Source organism: Stenotrophomonas sp. 82F1 (assembly GCF_056861525.1).
Genome location: NZ_JBSPUD010000021.1, coordinates 51,091 through 64,264 on the forward strand (window position 1 = coordinate 51,091; position 13,174 = coordinate 64,264).

The 13,174-nt window shown below is 68.0% G+C and carries 14 protein-coding genes; 7 read left to right on the forward strand and 7 right to left on the reverse strand.

What is annotated here, in order from left to right; all coding sequences use genetic code 11:
• The first annotated feature begins 54 nt into the window (after positions 1-54).
• The 3 genes from wrbA to AC13GI_RS17510 all read left to right on the forward strand — a co-directional run bounded on the left by wrbA (position 55) and on the right by AC13GI_RS17510 (position 1,545).
• Positions 55-648, forward strand: coding sequence for an NAD(P)H:quinone oxidoreductase (gene wrbA, locus AC13GI_RS17500; protein WP_093818977.1), 594 nt, complete (start codon positions 55-57; stop codon positions 646-648).
• Positions 645-980 carry a DUF2069 domain-containing protein gene (locus tag AC13GI_RS17505; RefSeq protein WP_482996933.1) on the forward strand — a complete coding sequence of 112 codons (336 nt, stop codon included), beginning with the start codon at positions 645-647 and terminating at the stop codon, positions 978-980. The genes wrbA and AC13GI_RS17505 overlap by 4 nt, the downstream gene beginning before the upstream one ends.
• Before the next feature lie 79 nt (positions 981-1,059).
• A complete protein-coding gene (locus AC13GI_RS17510) occupies positions 1,060-1,545 on the forward strand; it encodes an asparaginase domain-containing protein (RefSeq protein WP_033830416.1) in 486 nt (161 codons plus the stop codon).
• Between the two features lie 121 nt (positions 1,546-1,666).
• Here the strand turns inward: AC13GI_RS17510 and AC13GI_RS17515 are convergent, their stop codons facing one another.
• From AC13GI_RS17515 to sufT, 3 genes are all read right to left on the reverse strand, one after another.
• A complete protein-coding gene (locus AC13GI_RS17515) occupies positions 1,667-3,406 on the reverse strand; it encodes a S8 family peptidase (protein ID WP_482996934.1) in 1,740 nt (579 codons plus the stop codon).
• A 449-nt stretch (positions 3,407-3,855) separates the two neighbouring features.
• The gene (locus AC13GI_RS17520; RefSeq protein ID WP_482996935.1) at positions 3,856-4,950 is read right to left on the reverse strand and encodes a branched-chain amino acid aminotransferase; all 1,095 of its coding nucleotides are present in this window, start codon (positions 4,948-4,950) and stop codon (positions 3,856-3,858) included.
• 59 nt (positions 4,951-5,009) lie between these two features.
• Positions 5,010-5,561 (reverse strand): putative Fe-S cluster assembly protein SufT, encoded by a 552-nt coding sequence (sufT, locus tag AC13GI_RS17525; protein WP_025877975.1) that lies wholly within the window; start codon positions 5,559-5,561, stop codon positions 5,010-5,012.
• Positions 5,562-5,682: 121 nt separating this feature from the next.
• Between sufT and AC13GI_RS17530 the strand changes: the two genes are divergently transcribed.
• A complete protein-coding gene (locus tag AC13GI_RS17530; RefSeq protein WP_099820223.1) occupies positions 5,683-6,102 on the forward strand; it encodes a hypothetical protein in 420 nt (139 codons plus the stop codon).
• Between the two features lie 158 nt (positions 6,103-6,260).
• Here the strand turns inward: AC13GI_RS17530 and AC13GI_RS17535 are convergent, their stop codons facing one another.
• Both AC13GI_RS17535 and AC13GI_RS17540 read right to left on the reverse strand, forming a co-directional pair.
• Positions 6,261-7,721, reverse strand: a complete 1,461-nt coding sequence (locus AC13GI_RS17535) for an NAD(P)(+) transhydrogenase (Re/Si-specific) subunit beta (protein WP_089238937.1) — start codon at positions 7,719-7,721, stop codon at positions 6,261-6,263.
• Positions 7,718-8,038 (reverse strand): NAD(P) transhydrogenase subunit alpha part 2, encoded by a 321-nt coding sequence (locus tag AC13GI_RS17540; RefSeq protein ID WP_089238935.1) that lies wholly within the window; start codon positions 8,036-8,038, stop codon positions 7,718-7,720. Before AC13GI_RS17540 ends, AC13GI_RS17535 begins: the two co-directional genes overlap by 4 nt.
• Positions 8,039-8,135: 97 nt before the next feature.
• Between AC13GI_RS17540 and AC13GI_RS17545 the strand changes: the two genes are divergently transcribed.
• From AC13GI_RS17545 to AC13GI_RS17555, 3 genes are read left to right on the forward strand one after another with little or no spacing between them, the layout of a single operon-like run.
• A complete protein-coding gene (locus tag AC13GI_RS17545) occupies positions 8,136-8,720 on the forward strand; it encodes an RNA polymerase sigma factor (RefSeq protein ID WP_380650969.1) in 585 nt (194 codons plus the stop codon).
• The gene (locus AC13GI_RS17550) at positions 8,717-9,043 is read left to right on the forward strand and encodes a hypothetical protein (protein ID WP_099820226.1); all 327 of its coding nucleotides are present in this window, start codon (positions 8,717-8,719) and stop codon (positions 9,041-9,043) included. The genes AC13GI_RS17545 and AC13GI_RS17550 overlap by 4 nt, the downstream gene beginning before the upstream one ends.
• Positions 9,044-9,047: 4 nt before the next feature.
• Positions 9,048-9,512, forward strand: a complete 465-nt coding sequence (locus AC13GI_RS17555; protein ID WP_100551625.1) for a DUF3106 domain-containing protein — start codon at positions 9,048-9,050, stop codon at positions 9,510-9,512.
• A gap of 71 nt (positions 9,513-9,583) precedes the next feature.
• Here AC13GI_RS17555 and AC13GI_RS17560 read toward each other — a convergent pair whose 3' ends face one another.
• Both AC13GI_RS17560 and AC13GI_RS17565 read right to left on the reverse strand, forming a co-directional pair.
• A complete protein-coding gene (locus AC13GI_RS17560; protein WP_482996936.1) occupies positions 9,584-10,663 on the reverse strand; it encodes an NAD(P) transhydrogenase subunit alpha in 1,080 nt (359 codons plus the stop codon).
• A gap of 52 nt (positions 10,664-10,715) precedes the next feature.
• Positions 10,716-13,037: a DUF1631 domain-containing protein gene (locus AC13GI_RS17565; RefSeq protein ID WP_482996937.1), complete on the reverse strand. Its 2,322-nt coding sequence runs from the start codon at positions 13,035-13,037 to the stop codon at positions 10,716-10,718.
• Positions 13,038-13,174 lie beyond the last annotated feature (137 nt).

Consider the following 13,174-nt stretch of genomic DNA (forward strand, 5'->3'; position numbering starts at 1 on the left):
AATCGATGCAGGATAGCCATACTGGCGTCCACACGATGAGGAGAGCTGGGCGCGATGGGCGAAATCCTGGTGCTTTACTACAGCCGCGGCGGTTCGGTGGCACGGCTGGCGCGCCAGATCGCGCGGGGCATCGGCGAGGTGCCGGGCATGGCGGCGCGGCTGCGCACGGTGCCGCCGGTGGCAGCCGTCACCCAGACCGCGCAGCCGCCGGTGCCGGACGATGGCGCGCCGTATGTGAGCGTGCAGGACCTGGTGGAGTGCCAGGGACTGCTGCTGGGCAGCCCCACCCGTTTCGGCAACATGGCCGCGCCGGTCAAGCATTTCCTCGATGGGCTCGGCGCCGAATGGGTGAACGGCACGCTGGCGGGCAAGCCGGCCGGGGTGTTCACGTCCACCGCGTCGATGCATGGCGGCCAGGAGTCGACCCTGCTGTCGATGCAGGTACCACTGCTGCACCACGGCTGCCTGATCGTCGGCATTCCGTTCACCGAGCCGGCGCTGAGCCACACCACCAGTGGCGGCACGCCGTATGGCGCCAGCCACGTGGCCGGTGCCGCCGACGACCCGCAACCGACCGACGATGAAGCGGTACTGGCGCGGGCGCTGGGCCGGCGCGTGGCCGACATCGCGCAGCGGCTGGCGCGATGAGCACCGCGCCGCGCACCGTGCTGCTGCTGGCCTTGATGGGGCTGGCGGCGCTGTTTGCCGGCTGGTTCATCAACGACAGGCACTGGCTGGCCACCCAGCTGGTGTTCACTGCACCACCGCTGGCCCTGGCCGTCGCCCTGCGGCTGGGCTGGCGCAAGGCCGGGTTCTGGGCGGCAGTGCTGGCCCTGGGCTGGTTCAGCCACGGCGTGATGAGCGCCTGGAGCCACCCGGAAACGCGCTGGCTGGCGCTGATCGAGATCGCGCTGGCGCTGCTGGTGATCTTTTCGGCCAGCCTGCCCGGCCTGCGCGCCCGTTTCGGGCGGCGGCGCTGACGCTGCGCCCGGTGGGCCGTATCATCTGTGTTCCCGGCCCCGCGCCGCTGTACCTGCCTTGGTTTCGCGCATGCACATGATGGAAGAGCTCCTGGTCGTCACCACCGGTGGCACGATCGACAAGATCTATTTCGACGACAAGTCGGACTACCAGATCGGGGACCCGCAGATCGGCATGATCCTGCGCGAACTGGGGGTCACGTTCCGGTTCAACGTGATTCCGATCCTGCGCAAGGATTCGCTGCACATCAACGACGACGATCGTGAGCTGATCCGCGCGACGATCGCTGCGCAGCCCACCCGCCACGTGCTGGTGACCCACGGCACCGATTCGATGGTGCAGACAGGCAAGGTGCTGGCGACGATTCCGGACAAGACCATCGTGATGACCGGTGCGTTGAGCCCGGCGCGGTTCCGTGGTTCGGATGCGGAGTTCAACATCGGCTGTGCGATCGGTGCGGTGCAGTCGCTGCCGGCGGGGGTGTTCATCGCGATGAATGGCCGGATCTTCGATCCGCAGCATGTGCGCAAGAACGTGGCGGCGAACCGGTTCGAGTCGGTTTGAGGGACGTGTAGTGCCGAGCCCATGCTCGGCAGCCCTCTGATAGCCGAGCGTGGGCTCGGTTCTACAGAAACAAAAACGCCCCGGCCGAGGCCGGGGCGTGCCCATGGAGAGGGGCTTGGGCTCAGTACTGGGCGTTGAGGGTCACGCCCGAGAAGGTGCTGTAGGCCTTCACCCGCACGTGCCATACGCCGGCAGCGGGGCTGTTGACGGTGCAGGTCTCGTTGTTGCCGCTCAGGTACGGGCGGCAGGTGTAGACGGTGTCGGTCGGGGCACTGCCCTGGCGCAGGTACAGGTCGGCATCACCGCTGCCGCCGCTGATCGCCACGCGCAGCTGCGCGCTGCCAGCCGGGACGTTGACGGTGTAGCTGAGCGATGCGCCGCTGGCCGCGCCGAGGCCGGTGACCGGCACGTTGTTCTGCAGCACGGTGCCACCCGGGTTGGGCGTGGTGCCGTTGATCGCGGCTGTCACTGCGGCATCGGCGTCGATGATGCCGGCGCCGCAACCACCCGAGCACGCACCCGGCAGCGGACGCGCGGTGCTCTTGATGATGCTCTCCACCTGCGCCGGGCTGAGCGGGCTCGGTGCCACCGACTGCATCAGCGCAACGACGCCGGCCACGTGCGGCGCCGCCATCGAGGTGCCGTTGTAGGACGCATAGCTGGCGCTGCCCGGGGTGGTGGTGCCGCTGTTGAGGGTGGACAGGATGCCCTGGCCCGGTGCGGAGATGTCGATGCCGGTGCCGTAGTTGGAGAAGCTGGCACGTGCGCCTGCCGAGGTAGTCGCGGCCACCGCGATCACGTTCGGGCAGTTCGCCGGAACCGACGAGGACACGTTGGTGTTGCTGTTGCCGGCAGCGACCACCACGGTGGTGCCACGGCCGACCGCGCCGTTGATGGCGTTCTGGTAGGTGGTCGAGCAGCTGCCGCCGCCGCCGAGCGAGAGGTTGATGACCTCGGCCGGATTGGCGTTGGCCGGCACACCGCTGACCGTGCCACCGGAGGCCCAGACGATGGCGTCGGCGATGTCGGAGGTATAGCCGCCGCACTTGCCGAGCACGCGCACCGGCACGACCTTGGCATTGAAGGCGGTCCCGGCTACGCCGCTGCTGTTGTTGGTTACCGCGGCGACCGTGCCGGCCACGTGGGTGCCATGCCAGCTGGAGTTCGAGCCCGGGTAACCGGCCTGGCACTCGTTGTCGCCGTACCAGTCACCCTCGTCGTTGGGATTGCTGTCACGGCCACCACCATCGCGCGCCATCGCCGCGTCGCTGATGAAGTCATAGCCGGGCAGGATGTTGGCGTTGAGGTCGGCATGGTTGGTGATGCCGGTATCGATCACGGCCACGACCACGCCGGTGCCGGTGGCCTTGTCCCAGGCCGGGCGCACGTTGATCGACGCGTTGGACGTACCGAAGCCCCACTGCTCGCTGAAGCGGGTGTCGTTCGGGGTCAGCGTCGCGCGCATGATCTGGTCGACTTCGACGTATTCCACGTTCGGGTCGGCGGCGAGCTTGCGCATCAGCAGTTCGGATTCGGCCTGGTCCAGCGCGCGGTCGGTCCTGACCACGGTGGAGCCGACAGCAAGCTTGCGGACCTGCTGCAGGCCCAGCGCGCGGCCCTGGCTGCTGGCGATGCCGGCAGCGGCGGTCTTCAGCGAGGAGGCGAGTGCGGTGGTGTTGGCCACCGGCGCACTGCCGTCGCGGTACTTCACGATGAACCGCTGATGGGTCGGCGCGGACTGCAGACCGCTGAGCTGGACATCACCGGCCAGCGCAGGCGTGGCCAGCAGCAGCGATGACAGGACGGACGCACCAAGGACCACCCACACACGACGCACACGCGGTTGCGTTACCTGGGACATCGGATTTCCCTTCTAATGGTAGGAATGCCGGAATCGGCAGAAGCACCGGCCTGAACCGTGGGCTGGCTTGCAATGGCGAGGTTCGGGTCCGGCGAGCCAGCGGATTCCCCTGCCCATCCGCTGTGTTGATGACGCTAGTGGCTCAAACCGGACACCACAAGATTTTCAGCGTCTTTTCAGCAAGATGAAATGTTGGATCTGAGACTTTCCGGGTCGAGGGTTTGTGAAGGTGAAGGAACTTTCGCGTCACCTGCACGGACCTGACTGCGCAATGTCGTGTCTCGTCATGTCTTTGCCGACATCGGCGGCGGGAGATTCAGGGTCAGATCCCTTTTCCGTTGGAAAAGGGCTCTGACCCCCTGCTCACAACGCAGAAAGCCCGTCACAAGGACGGGCTTTCCGGACGAGCCGCCGAGCGTGGGCTCGGCTCTACAGTTCAATGCGGGCGATCAGCCCAGCTTGACCAGCCAGCCGTGGCGGTCCGGCAGGCGGCCGTACTGGATGTCGGTCAGTTCCTTGCGCAGCGACATGGTCACTTCGCCGGCCGGCGCATTGATGTCACCCACCGAGAAGCCTTCGCCCTTCAGCTGGCCGATCGGGGTGACCACCGCAGCGGTACCGCAGGCGAACACTTCGGCGATCTCGCCCGACGCAACGCCCTGCTTCCACTCGTCGATGCTGACCTTGCGCTCTTCGACCTTCATGCCACGGTCGCGGGCCAGCTGCAGGATGCTCTCGCGGGTGATGCCCTCGAGGATGCTGCCGGACAGTTCCGGCGTGACCAGGGTGCCGTCCTTGTAGACCAGGAACACGTTCATGCCGCCCAGTTCTTCCAGGTACTTGCCTTCGACCGGGTCCAGGAACAGCACCTGCGAGCAGCCCTGTGCCTGCGCCTTCTGCTGCGGCAGCAGCGACGCGGCGTAGTTGCCACCGCACTTGGCCGCACCGGTGCCGCCCTTGGCCGCACGCGCGTACTCGGTGGACAGCCAGATCGACACCGGGGCGACGCCCTTGGCGAAGTACGGGCCGGCCGGGCTGGCGATGACGTAGTAACCGGCCTTGTGCGCGCCGCGCACGCCGAGGAAGGCTTCGTCGCCGATCATGAACGGACGGAAGTACAGGCTCGACTCATCGGCCGACGGCACCCAGGCGCTGTCGACGGCGATCATCTGCTTCAGCGATTCGACGAAGATCTCCACCGGCAGTTCCGGCAGCGCCAGGCGCTGCGCCGAACGCTGCAGGCGACGGCCGTTGGCATCGGGGCGGAAGGTCCAGATCGAACCATCGGCATGGCGGTAGGCCTTGATGCCCTCGAAGATCTCCTGGCCGTAGTGCAGCACGGCCGCGGCCGGGTCCAGCTGCAGCGGGCCGTAGGCACGCACGTTGGCGTTGTGCCAGCCGGTGTCCTTGTCCCAGCGCACTTCCACCATGTGGTCGGTGAAGTGCAGGCCGAAGCCCGGCTTCTCCAGGATCTGGGCGCGCTCTTCAGCGCTGCGCGGGTGGTCCGAACGGGTGACGGCGAAGCTGGGAATGGACTGGGACACCGGAGATTTCCTGTTCTGGTTGCGGGTAATGCCGGGCCCGCGTCACTGCGGGCCGTGGGTCAAAGCATGCCGGTTTCGAGCCGGGCGGCCTCGGACATCATGTGCTGGTTCCACGGCGGGTCGAAGACCAGCTCGACGTCGGCCTCGGCCACCGTCGGGATCATTTCAAGCTTGCTGCGCACGTCGTCGACCAGGATGTCACCCATGCCGCACGCGGGCGCGGTCAGGGTCATCTTCACGTCGATCTCGCGCTGCCCTTCGTCCAGGTGCTTGATCTCGACCTCGTAGACCAGGCCCAGTTCGACGATGTTCACCGGAATTTCCGGGTCGAAACAGGTGCGCAGCTGCTGCCACACCAGTTGTTCGACCTGCTCGTCGCTGGCATCGTCAGGCAGCTCCAGCGGTGCCGGCGCCTCCTTGCCGATGGCATCGCCATCCTTGCCGGCGATACGGAACAGATTGCCCTCGACGAACACCGAATAACTGCCGCCCAGCGCCTGGGTGATGTACCCATAGCTGCCGGCGGGCAGGGTCACGGTGTCGCCCTGCGGGACCATCACGGCCTCGCAATCGCGTTCGAAGTGGACAGGTTCGCTGCTACGGGAATACATGGGGACCGATATGGGGCTGCGGCCGAAGCCACGCAAGACGGCATTCTAACGTAGGCGCCCGGCCCTCGCCGGTGCACTGCGGCAAACCACAGTATCCTGTGGGCGACCTTCAGGAGCTTCGATGTCCTCCAATGCCGCACGTGCCAGGACCGTTACCTGGCTCTGGCCCTTCATGTTGTTGCTGGCGCTGGCCACCGCCCCCCTCGCCTGGATGCTGATCGCCCTGTTCACCGGCCGTCCGGTCGGCTGGATGGCGGTACTGACCGCCCTGGAACTGGTGTTCATGCTGCGTCTGGGCACGCTTGGCCCCGGCAAGCTGCGCATCGCCCTGGTCGTGCTGGGCACGCTGCTGGTGGCCGCCATCGCGAACTGGGCCATCGCCAGTGCCTGGATGGGCGGCTCGATGGGCCTGAACCCGTGGGACGCCTCGCTGCGGATGGGCCCGCACCTGGCCTGGACGCTGATCACCCTGGCCAACGGCGTGGTCGAATGGCTGTGGCTGGCGGTAGGCATTGCCGTAGGTGCCTGGCTGGCGCGTTGATCGCGCCGGTGATGCCCTGATGGATCCACGCCATGCGTGGACATGTCTGGTAGATCCACGCCATGCGTGGATGGGGTGGTAGCGCCGGGCCATGCCCGGCGAGCGCAGCGGTCTGCACGAAAAGCCGCCGGGCATGGCCCGGCGCTACCGGTACGGCCTCAATGCCCGCCGTCGAGCGCCTTCAGTTCGCTGACCAGCGACGCCGCCGCCTCGGCACCATCGCCGTACAGCATGCGCGTGTTGTCGGCGTAGAACAGCGCATTCTCGATACCGGCAAAGCCGGTGCCCTTGCCGCGCTTGATCACCACCACGTTGCGGGCGTTGACCACGTCCAGCACCGGCATGCCGTAGATCGGACTGGCCGGATCGGTGCGCGCCACCGGATTGACCACGTCGTTGGCGCCGATCACCAGCACCACATCGGTGGTGGCGAATTCGGGATTGATGTCGTCCATGTCCGCGATCAGGTCGTAGGGCACACCCGCTTCGGCCAGCAGCACGTTCATGTGCCCAGGCATGCGCCCGGCCACCGGGTGGATGGCGAACTTCACCTTCACCCCGCGCGTGATCAAGCGCTGTGCCAGTTCCCAGATCTTGTGCTGGGCCTGGGCCACGGCCATGCCATAGCCGGGCACGATCACCACACGTTCGGCAAAGCCCATCATCGCGGCCACGTCGGCAGCTTCAATGGGCTTCTGCGAACCGGAAATCGCCTGTGCTTCCCCCCCGGCGCCAGCGCCGAAATTGGAGAACAGCACGTTGCGGATCGGCCGGTTCATCGCCTTGGCCATCAACCGGGTCAGCAGGATGCCGGCTGCGCCGACCATCATGCCGGCGATGATCAACGCCTCGTTGCCCAGCACATAGCCTTCGAACGACACCGCCAGGCCGGTGAACGCGTTGTACAGCGAGATCACCACCGGCATGTCGGCGCCACCGATCGGCAGCGTCATCAACACGCCCAGCGCCAGCGCCAGCACGAAGAAGGCGACGATGGCCCAGGTGCTGAGCGTGCTGGCAGCGATGATGCCCAGCACCACTACGGCCAGCGCCACCAGCAGGTTCATCACCTGCTGGCCCGGCCAGGTCACGCGCTTGTCGAGGCGGCCATCGAGTTTGGCCCAGGCGATCACCGAACCGGACAGCGACACCGCACCGATCGCCGCGCCGACCACGGCCAGCACCAGTACCGTGCCGGACGGCTGCCGCGCGGCCAGGTCGGCCAGCGCCTGCGCGCTCCAGTGGGTGGTATCGCGGTTGGCCAGGAAGGCATAGCGCAGCAGTTCCACCGCACCGATGGCCGCCGCCGAGCCACCGCCCATGCCGTTGTACAGCGCGACCATCTGCGGCATGTCGGTGACCGCGACCTTGCCCGCCGACCACCAGGCCAGTCCGGCCCCCAGCAGCAGCGCCACCAGGATCAGCGGCACGTTGTGCAGTTCCGGCAGGAAGAAGGTCGCCACCGTGGCCAGCAGCATGCCCAGCCCCGCCCAGCGGATACCGCTGCTGGCGGTCATCGGCGAGGCCATGCGCTGCAGGCCGAGCAGGAACAGGGTGGCGGCAACCAGGTAGCTGGCCTTGACCAGCCAATCGAGCAGTTCGACGGTGCTGATGTTCAAGCCTGCGGCTCCTTCGGTTCATCGTTGCCGGTCTTGCGCACGCTCGGCTTGAACATCTCCAGCATGCGCGCGGTGACCACATAGCCGCCGGCTGCGTTGCCGGCGCCGAGCACCACGGCAAGGAACCCCAGGATTTTCTCCAGCGGTGTCTGCGCGTGCCCCAGCACCACCATCGCGCCGATCAGCACGATGCCGTGGATGAAGTTGGAGCCCGACATCAACGGGGTATGCAGGATCACCGGGACCCGGGAAATGATCACGTGGCCGGCAATGGCGGCCAGCATGAAGATGTACAGCGCCACGAACCCGTCACTCACCGGCAACGCTCCTGCTCTGTCTTCGTCGCCCCATCATAACCACGGGCTGAACCCCGCGCGCGTCCCGGTCAACCACGCCGGCACTCACGCGTTGTCGATGGTGACCCCTGCCGAGGAACCGTACCCTGTGCTGGTGAGCAGCCCTGTCCCCCCGAGCGCCGAGACCGATGCCCTGCCGGCGTCGCTGGAAGCGTTCCTGGCCAGCGTCGGCCCCCGCGCGTTCCGCTTCGCCGAAGCCGGCCTGCGCCAGCGCGACGACGCCATGGATGCGGTGCAGGACGCGTTGATGCGCATGCTGGACTACGCCGACAAGCCGGCCGCCGAGTGGGCGCCGCTGTTCTGGAGCATCCTGCGCCGGCGGGTGATCGACGTGCAGCGCCGTCGCCGCTTCCGCCTGCCGTTCTGGCGCGACAACCAGGATGCGGAGGGTGGCGAGATCGACTGGGCCGATCCCGGCCCGGACCCTGCGCAGGCGCACGAGCAGCGCCAGCAGTACCAGCAGCTGGTGCAGGCGCTGCGCGAGCTGCCCGCCCGCCAGCGCGAAGCCTTCACCCTGCGCGTGCTGCAGGATCTGGACGGCGCCACCACCGCCCGCGCCATGGGCTGCAGCGAGGGCGCGGTAAAGACCCATCTGGCGCGCGCCCGACAGGCGCTGCAGAATCAACTGGAGATGCACCCGTGAACCGCCCCCTGCCTTCCGATGACGCCCTGCGCAGCCTGCACGCGCAGTCGTTGCAGGCGCTGTCGCCGGCCACGCTGGCACGCCTGCGTAATGCCCGTCACAGCGCCAGCAGGGCGCACGCCGGTCGCTGGCGCTGGTGGCTGGCCAGCGCCTGTTCGCTGGTGATCGCGCTGGGCGTCGGTGTCCAGTTCGTCGGCCCGGGCGAGCATCAGGGCGCTACCACCACGCCGATCGCGGCCGCAGAAGAAGACAATGGCGCGCTGTACGACGAGAATCCCGATCTGTACCTGTGGTTGGGCGACAACGACCTGGCGATGGAGTGAACCCATGCTGCGATACCCCTCCCTGCCCCTGCTGATCGCCCTGACCCTGTTGCCGGCTGCGTCGGCCCTGGCGCAGGCCTCCGCACCGGTGCCTGCCACCCGGCCGGCACCTGCTGCCACGCCGCTGCCAAACTGGGAACAGCTGGGCCCTGCCCAGCGCGAGGCGCTGCTGGCGCCGCTGCGTGACCGCTGGAACGGCGCCGATCCCGCGCAGCGCCAACGCATGCTGTCGCACGGCCAGCGCTGGCAGTCGATGAGCCCGGAAGAGCGCGACAAGGCCCGCCGCGGCCTGCGCCGCTTCGAACACATGAGCCCGGAACAGCGTGAGCAGGCCCGGGCATTGTTCGGCCAGATGCGTGACCTCAGCCCGGCCCAGCGCGATGCCATGCGCGAGCGCTGGTCACAGATGAGCGCGGACGAACGCAGGGAATGGGTGCGCGACAACCCACCGCCGGCGAAGCCGCGGTAACCCGCGATCTGCGGGCGAGAACGGGGGTCAGATCCCTTTGCCGCAGGCAAAGGGATCTGACCCCATGCCGATCATGCCTGCCAGCGGGTCTTGGCCAGCAGTTCGTCTTCCCAGTCGAAGCCCAGCTGGCCGTCGCGCACGAACAGGGCGACGAAGTTCATCAGGTTGCGCGCATACATCTCGCTGGCCTGGGTGGCGCCCCGGCTGGCCAGGCCCAGCGGGCCATCGATGGTCACCCCCTGGTGCTCGATGCATTGGCCGGGCTGGGTCAGTTCGCAGTTGCCGCCACTCTCGGCGGCCAGATCGACGATCACGCTACCCGCGGCCATGCCTTCGACCATCGCGGCGGTGACGATCGTCGGCGCACGGCGTCCCGGCACGGCGGCAGTGCAGACCACCACGTCCACGCTGCGCAGATGGTCGCCCAGGCGCCGCTGCTGTTCGGCGCGCTCTTCGTCGGTCAGCGCCCGCGCATAACCACCCTCGCCTACCGCACTTACCCCGAGATCGAGAAAGCGCGCACCGAGCGACTGGATCTGCTCGCGGGTTTCCGGGCGCACGTCGAAGCCCTCCACCTGCGCACCCAGGCGGCGCGAGGTGGCGATGGCCTGCAGGCCGGCGACACCGGCGCCGATCACCAGCACCTTGGCCGGACGCACGGTACCGGCCGCGGTGGTCAGCATCGGGAAGAAACGCGGCGCACGTTCGGCAGCGATCAATGCCGCCTTGTAGCCGGCCATGCCGGCCTGCGAACTGAGCACGTCCATCGCCTGCGCGCGCGTGGTGCGCGGCAGCTGCTGCAGCGGGAACAGGTGCAGGCGGTCATCTGAAGCCAACGCGGCCAGCGCCGGGTCGGCGGCCGGAGTCAGCAGGCCGACCACACTGGCGCCCGGCTTGAGCTGGGCCAGCACCTCGGCGGGTGGCGCCTGCACGCACAGCAGGATGTCGATCTCGGCCCAACGGGCGGCATCGAAGGCGCGGGCACCTGCGTCGTCGTAGGCGGCATCGTTGAAACCGGCGGCCTGGCCCGCACCGGGCTGATACCACACGGTGATGCCCAGCGCACCGAGCTTGCGCGCCGTCTCCGGCGTGAGCGCAACGCGTCGTTCGCCCGGCGCGGTCTCCTTGATCCCCAGCAACGCCACGGCCATGCAGATTCCCGCTGATCGGTGAGTGGGTCCGATCCTAGCAGGCGTACGCGGCTCAGTGCAGCGTCGCGCCGCCCGGGTCGAGACGGTCGAGCACGCCCTGCATGGCGCTGTCGAAGGCGCCATCGTCAACGTGGGGACGCAGCCGACCCAGCCGCACCATCACCGCCAGTTCCTCGGGCGAGGCCACGCAGAAGCGCACGCCACGACGGTTGACGAACAGCAGGCGCGAAGAAATCGGGCTGATCCAGGACAGCTTGCCGGCCTGCACCTTGCCATCCTTGTCGACGAAGTCCAGCCAGTTGCCGATTTCCATCCGGCGGAAGCGATCGGCGTCGGCGTTGTCGAAATCGTCGGTATTGAAGCTACTGCCCAGCTCCACGGCCGGCGTTTCCGGTGCCGGCGGTGCGGGCAGCACCACCTGCGGCAGCTCGGGCAACGCGCGTTCCAGCTCCGGTCGCGATTCGGCGATGCCCTGCAATGTGTCGTGCAGCGCGTCGACGGCTGCGGTGGCAGCGTCGCCATGCACGCCGACGCTGGCAAACACCTTGGCCAGCAGCGGCTGCCAGGCCTGCAGCCACGGCTTGCCGACAATCTGCCGGCGCGCCTCGGCCACTTCCTCCAGCAGGCCATCAGCCAGGGTCAGTGCCTCGGCCACCGAAGCCCCCTCCTCGCCCTCGCGCAGCAGCGCCAGGGTCAGGTGGTGCTGCCAGGGCTGGCGCAGGAATTCGGCGATCGCCGGCGGCAGGGTGGCATCGCCGATACGGCGATCCAGTTCGGCGCCGGCACGGGTACGGGCCATTTCCAGCTTTTCCTGGCCGCGCTGGGTCTCGGCGGCCCGGCGCTCGGCGATTTCCACGCGACGGCGGTGCTGTACCAGGAAATCGCGGAATTCTTCTTCCAGGGTCAGGAAGATCGCCAGGTTCTCGTTGAACTCGGCGACCAGCCGCTCGATGATCTCTTCCACCTTGGCCATCAGCATGCGCTCGGCCTGGCTTTCGCCGGTGTTGCCCTCGCAGGCCTCGGCCAGCGAGTTCAGCAGCTTGCGCGCCGGGTGGGTCTTCTGCACGAACATGCGGCGATCCAGCATCGCCACCTTCACGAACGGAACCACCAGGCGGCCGATCAGCTCACGCGAGCGGCCTTCCAGCTCGCGCTCATCGAGCATCACATCGAACAGCATGCCGACCAGGTCGATCGCATCCTCGTCCTGCGCGTCCAGCCGGGTCTGGCCCGGATCGACACCCAGCCGGGTGGCGCTGGACAGCACTTCGCTCTTCAGCCGCTGCGCTAACGATTCGCCGTCCTCGCCGATCGCCGCGCGCAGGGTCGCACTGGGCGTGGCCTGCAGCAGCGACAGCACCGACATCATTTCGCGCTGGCTCAACGGGCGGTGCTGGCCGACCGCGACCTGCGCCGCAGAGGTCGCGTCCTCGCGCACGTGGCGGGTCTGCTGCAGCAGTTCGTGCAGCGCTTCCAGCAGCATGCCCTGCTGGCCGGAATAGGCTTCACCGGACGCGCTCTCTTCGCCACCGGCATGCTGCTGCATGTGGCCACGACGCTCCGACCAGCGCGCGGCAAAACGCTGCGCCCAGGCTGGCGCGGCCTGTTCGTCGTCATTGAATTCGTTGTCGAAGCCCGGTGCCGTGCGCTGCTCGACCAGATCATCCAGGCCATGCGGAACGTGCTGCGCCGGGGCCGCCGCCAGCGGTCGGCGCGGGGCACCCATCTGCGACATCACCCCGGCCGCGGCCAGGTGCTCGTCCAGCTTCTCGTAGATCCGGCCCACCGGCGCGCGCAGGTCGCGCTCGCACAGCTTGATCAGCACCAGGTGCACTTCCGGGGCCAGCTCACAGCCGGCGAAGGCTTCGTGGATGGCCACGCCCAGATGCTCGGGGCTGATCGGGTTGCGGTCGGCATCAAGGTCGATACCGCCGCCCAGCCAGCCCAGGCGGCGGTCGAGCCGCGCCAGCACCGGCTTGAAGTCGCGCAGCAGCACGGTGGCGAAGTTGCGCACCGCCAACCGCGATTCCAGTACATGTTCCGGTACCAGGCTCAGGCCGTCCTGGGCCTGCCCGGACAGGGTCAGCTCGGCAGAGACGGGCTCGCCCGCAGCCAGGCCGGCCCAGGCATGGCCGAGGTGGCCGGCGAAGGCACCGGCAATGTCCTCACGGCGGCGGCGCAGCTCGCGCATCGCGTCCAGGAACAGCAACTGCGACGAGCCGGCATTGCCGGCACGGTCGAACAGGGCATCATCGAAGCGGGCCAGTGCCGCGCCAAAGGCCTGGCACAACGCCGGCAGGACGATGTCCCGGGCAAGCTGGAGCTGGGCCGGGTCACGGCCCGGCGATCCCATCGGAGTGGGCGCGCTCATCATTCGGGAAGGCTCCCCACCTTCTCTGGTGCGACAGACATCATGGACATCGCGACGGCCGGTACACCCCATGCACCGGTCCCTCGATGGTAGGCCGGCCAGCCCATCACGGACAGTGAAACAGTCCTCACTTCAAACCT

Excerpts from the sequence above, each read along its gene's own strand:
- wrbA (WP_093818977.1), top strand. The coding sequence starts at position 55 with ATGGGCGAAATCCTGGTGCTTTACTACAGCCGCGGCGGTTCGGTGGCA.
- AC13GI_RS17505 (WP_482996933.1), top strand. The coding sequence starts at position 645 with ATGAGCACCGCGCCGCGCACCGTGCTGCTGCTGGCCTTGATGGGGCTG.
- AC13GI_RS17510 (WP_033830416.1), top strand. The coding sequence starts at position 1,060 with ATGGAAGAGCTCCTGGTCGTCACCACCGGTGGCACGATCGACAAGATC.
- AC13GI_RS17515 (WP_482996934.1), bottom strand. The coding sequence starts at position 3,406 with ATGTCCCAGGTAACGCAACCGCGTGTGCGTCGTGTGTGGGTGGTCCTT.
- sufT (WP_025877975.1), bottom strand. The coding sequence starts at position 5,561 with ATGTATTCCCGTAGCAGCGAACCTGTCCACTTCGAACGCGATTGCGAG.
- AC13GI_RS17530 (WP_099820223.1), top strand. The coding sequence starts at position 5,683 with ATGTCCTCCAATGCCGCACGTGCCAGGACCGTTACCTGGCTCTGGCCC.
- AC13GI_RS17545 (WP_380650969.1), top strand. The coding sequence starts at position 8,136 with ATGGTGACCCCTGCCGAGGAACCGTACCCTGTGCTGGTGAGCAGCCCT.
- AC13GI_RS17555 (WP_100551625.1), top strand. The coding sequence starts at position 9,048 with ATGCTGCGATACCCCTCCCTGCCCCTGCTGATCGCCCTGACCCTGTTG.
- AC13GI_RS17560 (WP_482996936.1), bottom strand. The coding sequence starts at position 10,663 with ATGGCCGTGGCGTTGCTGGGGATCAAGGAGACCGCGCCGGGCGAACGA.
- AC13GI_RS17565 (WP_482996937.1), bottom strand. The coding sequence starts at position 13,037 with ATGATGAGCGCGCCCACTCCGATGGGATCGCCGGGCCGTGACCCGGCC.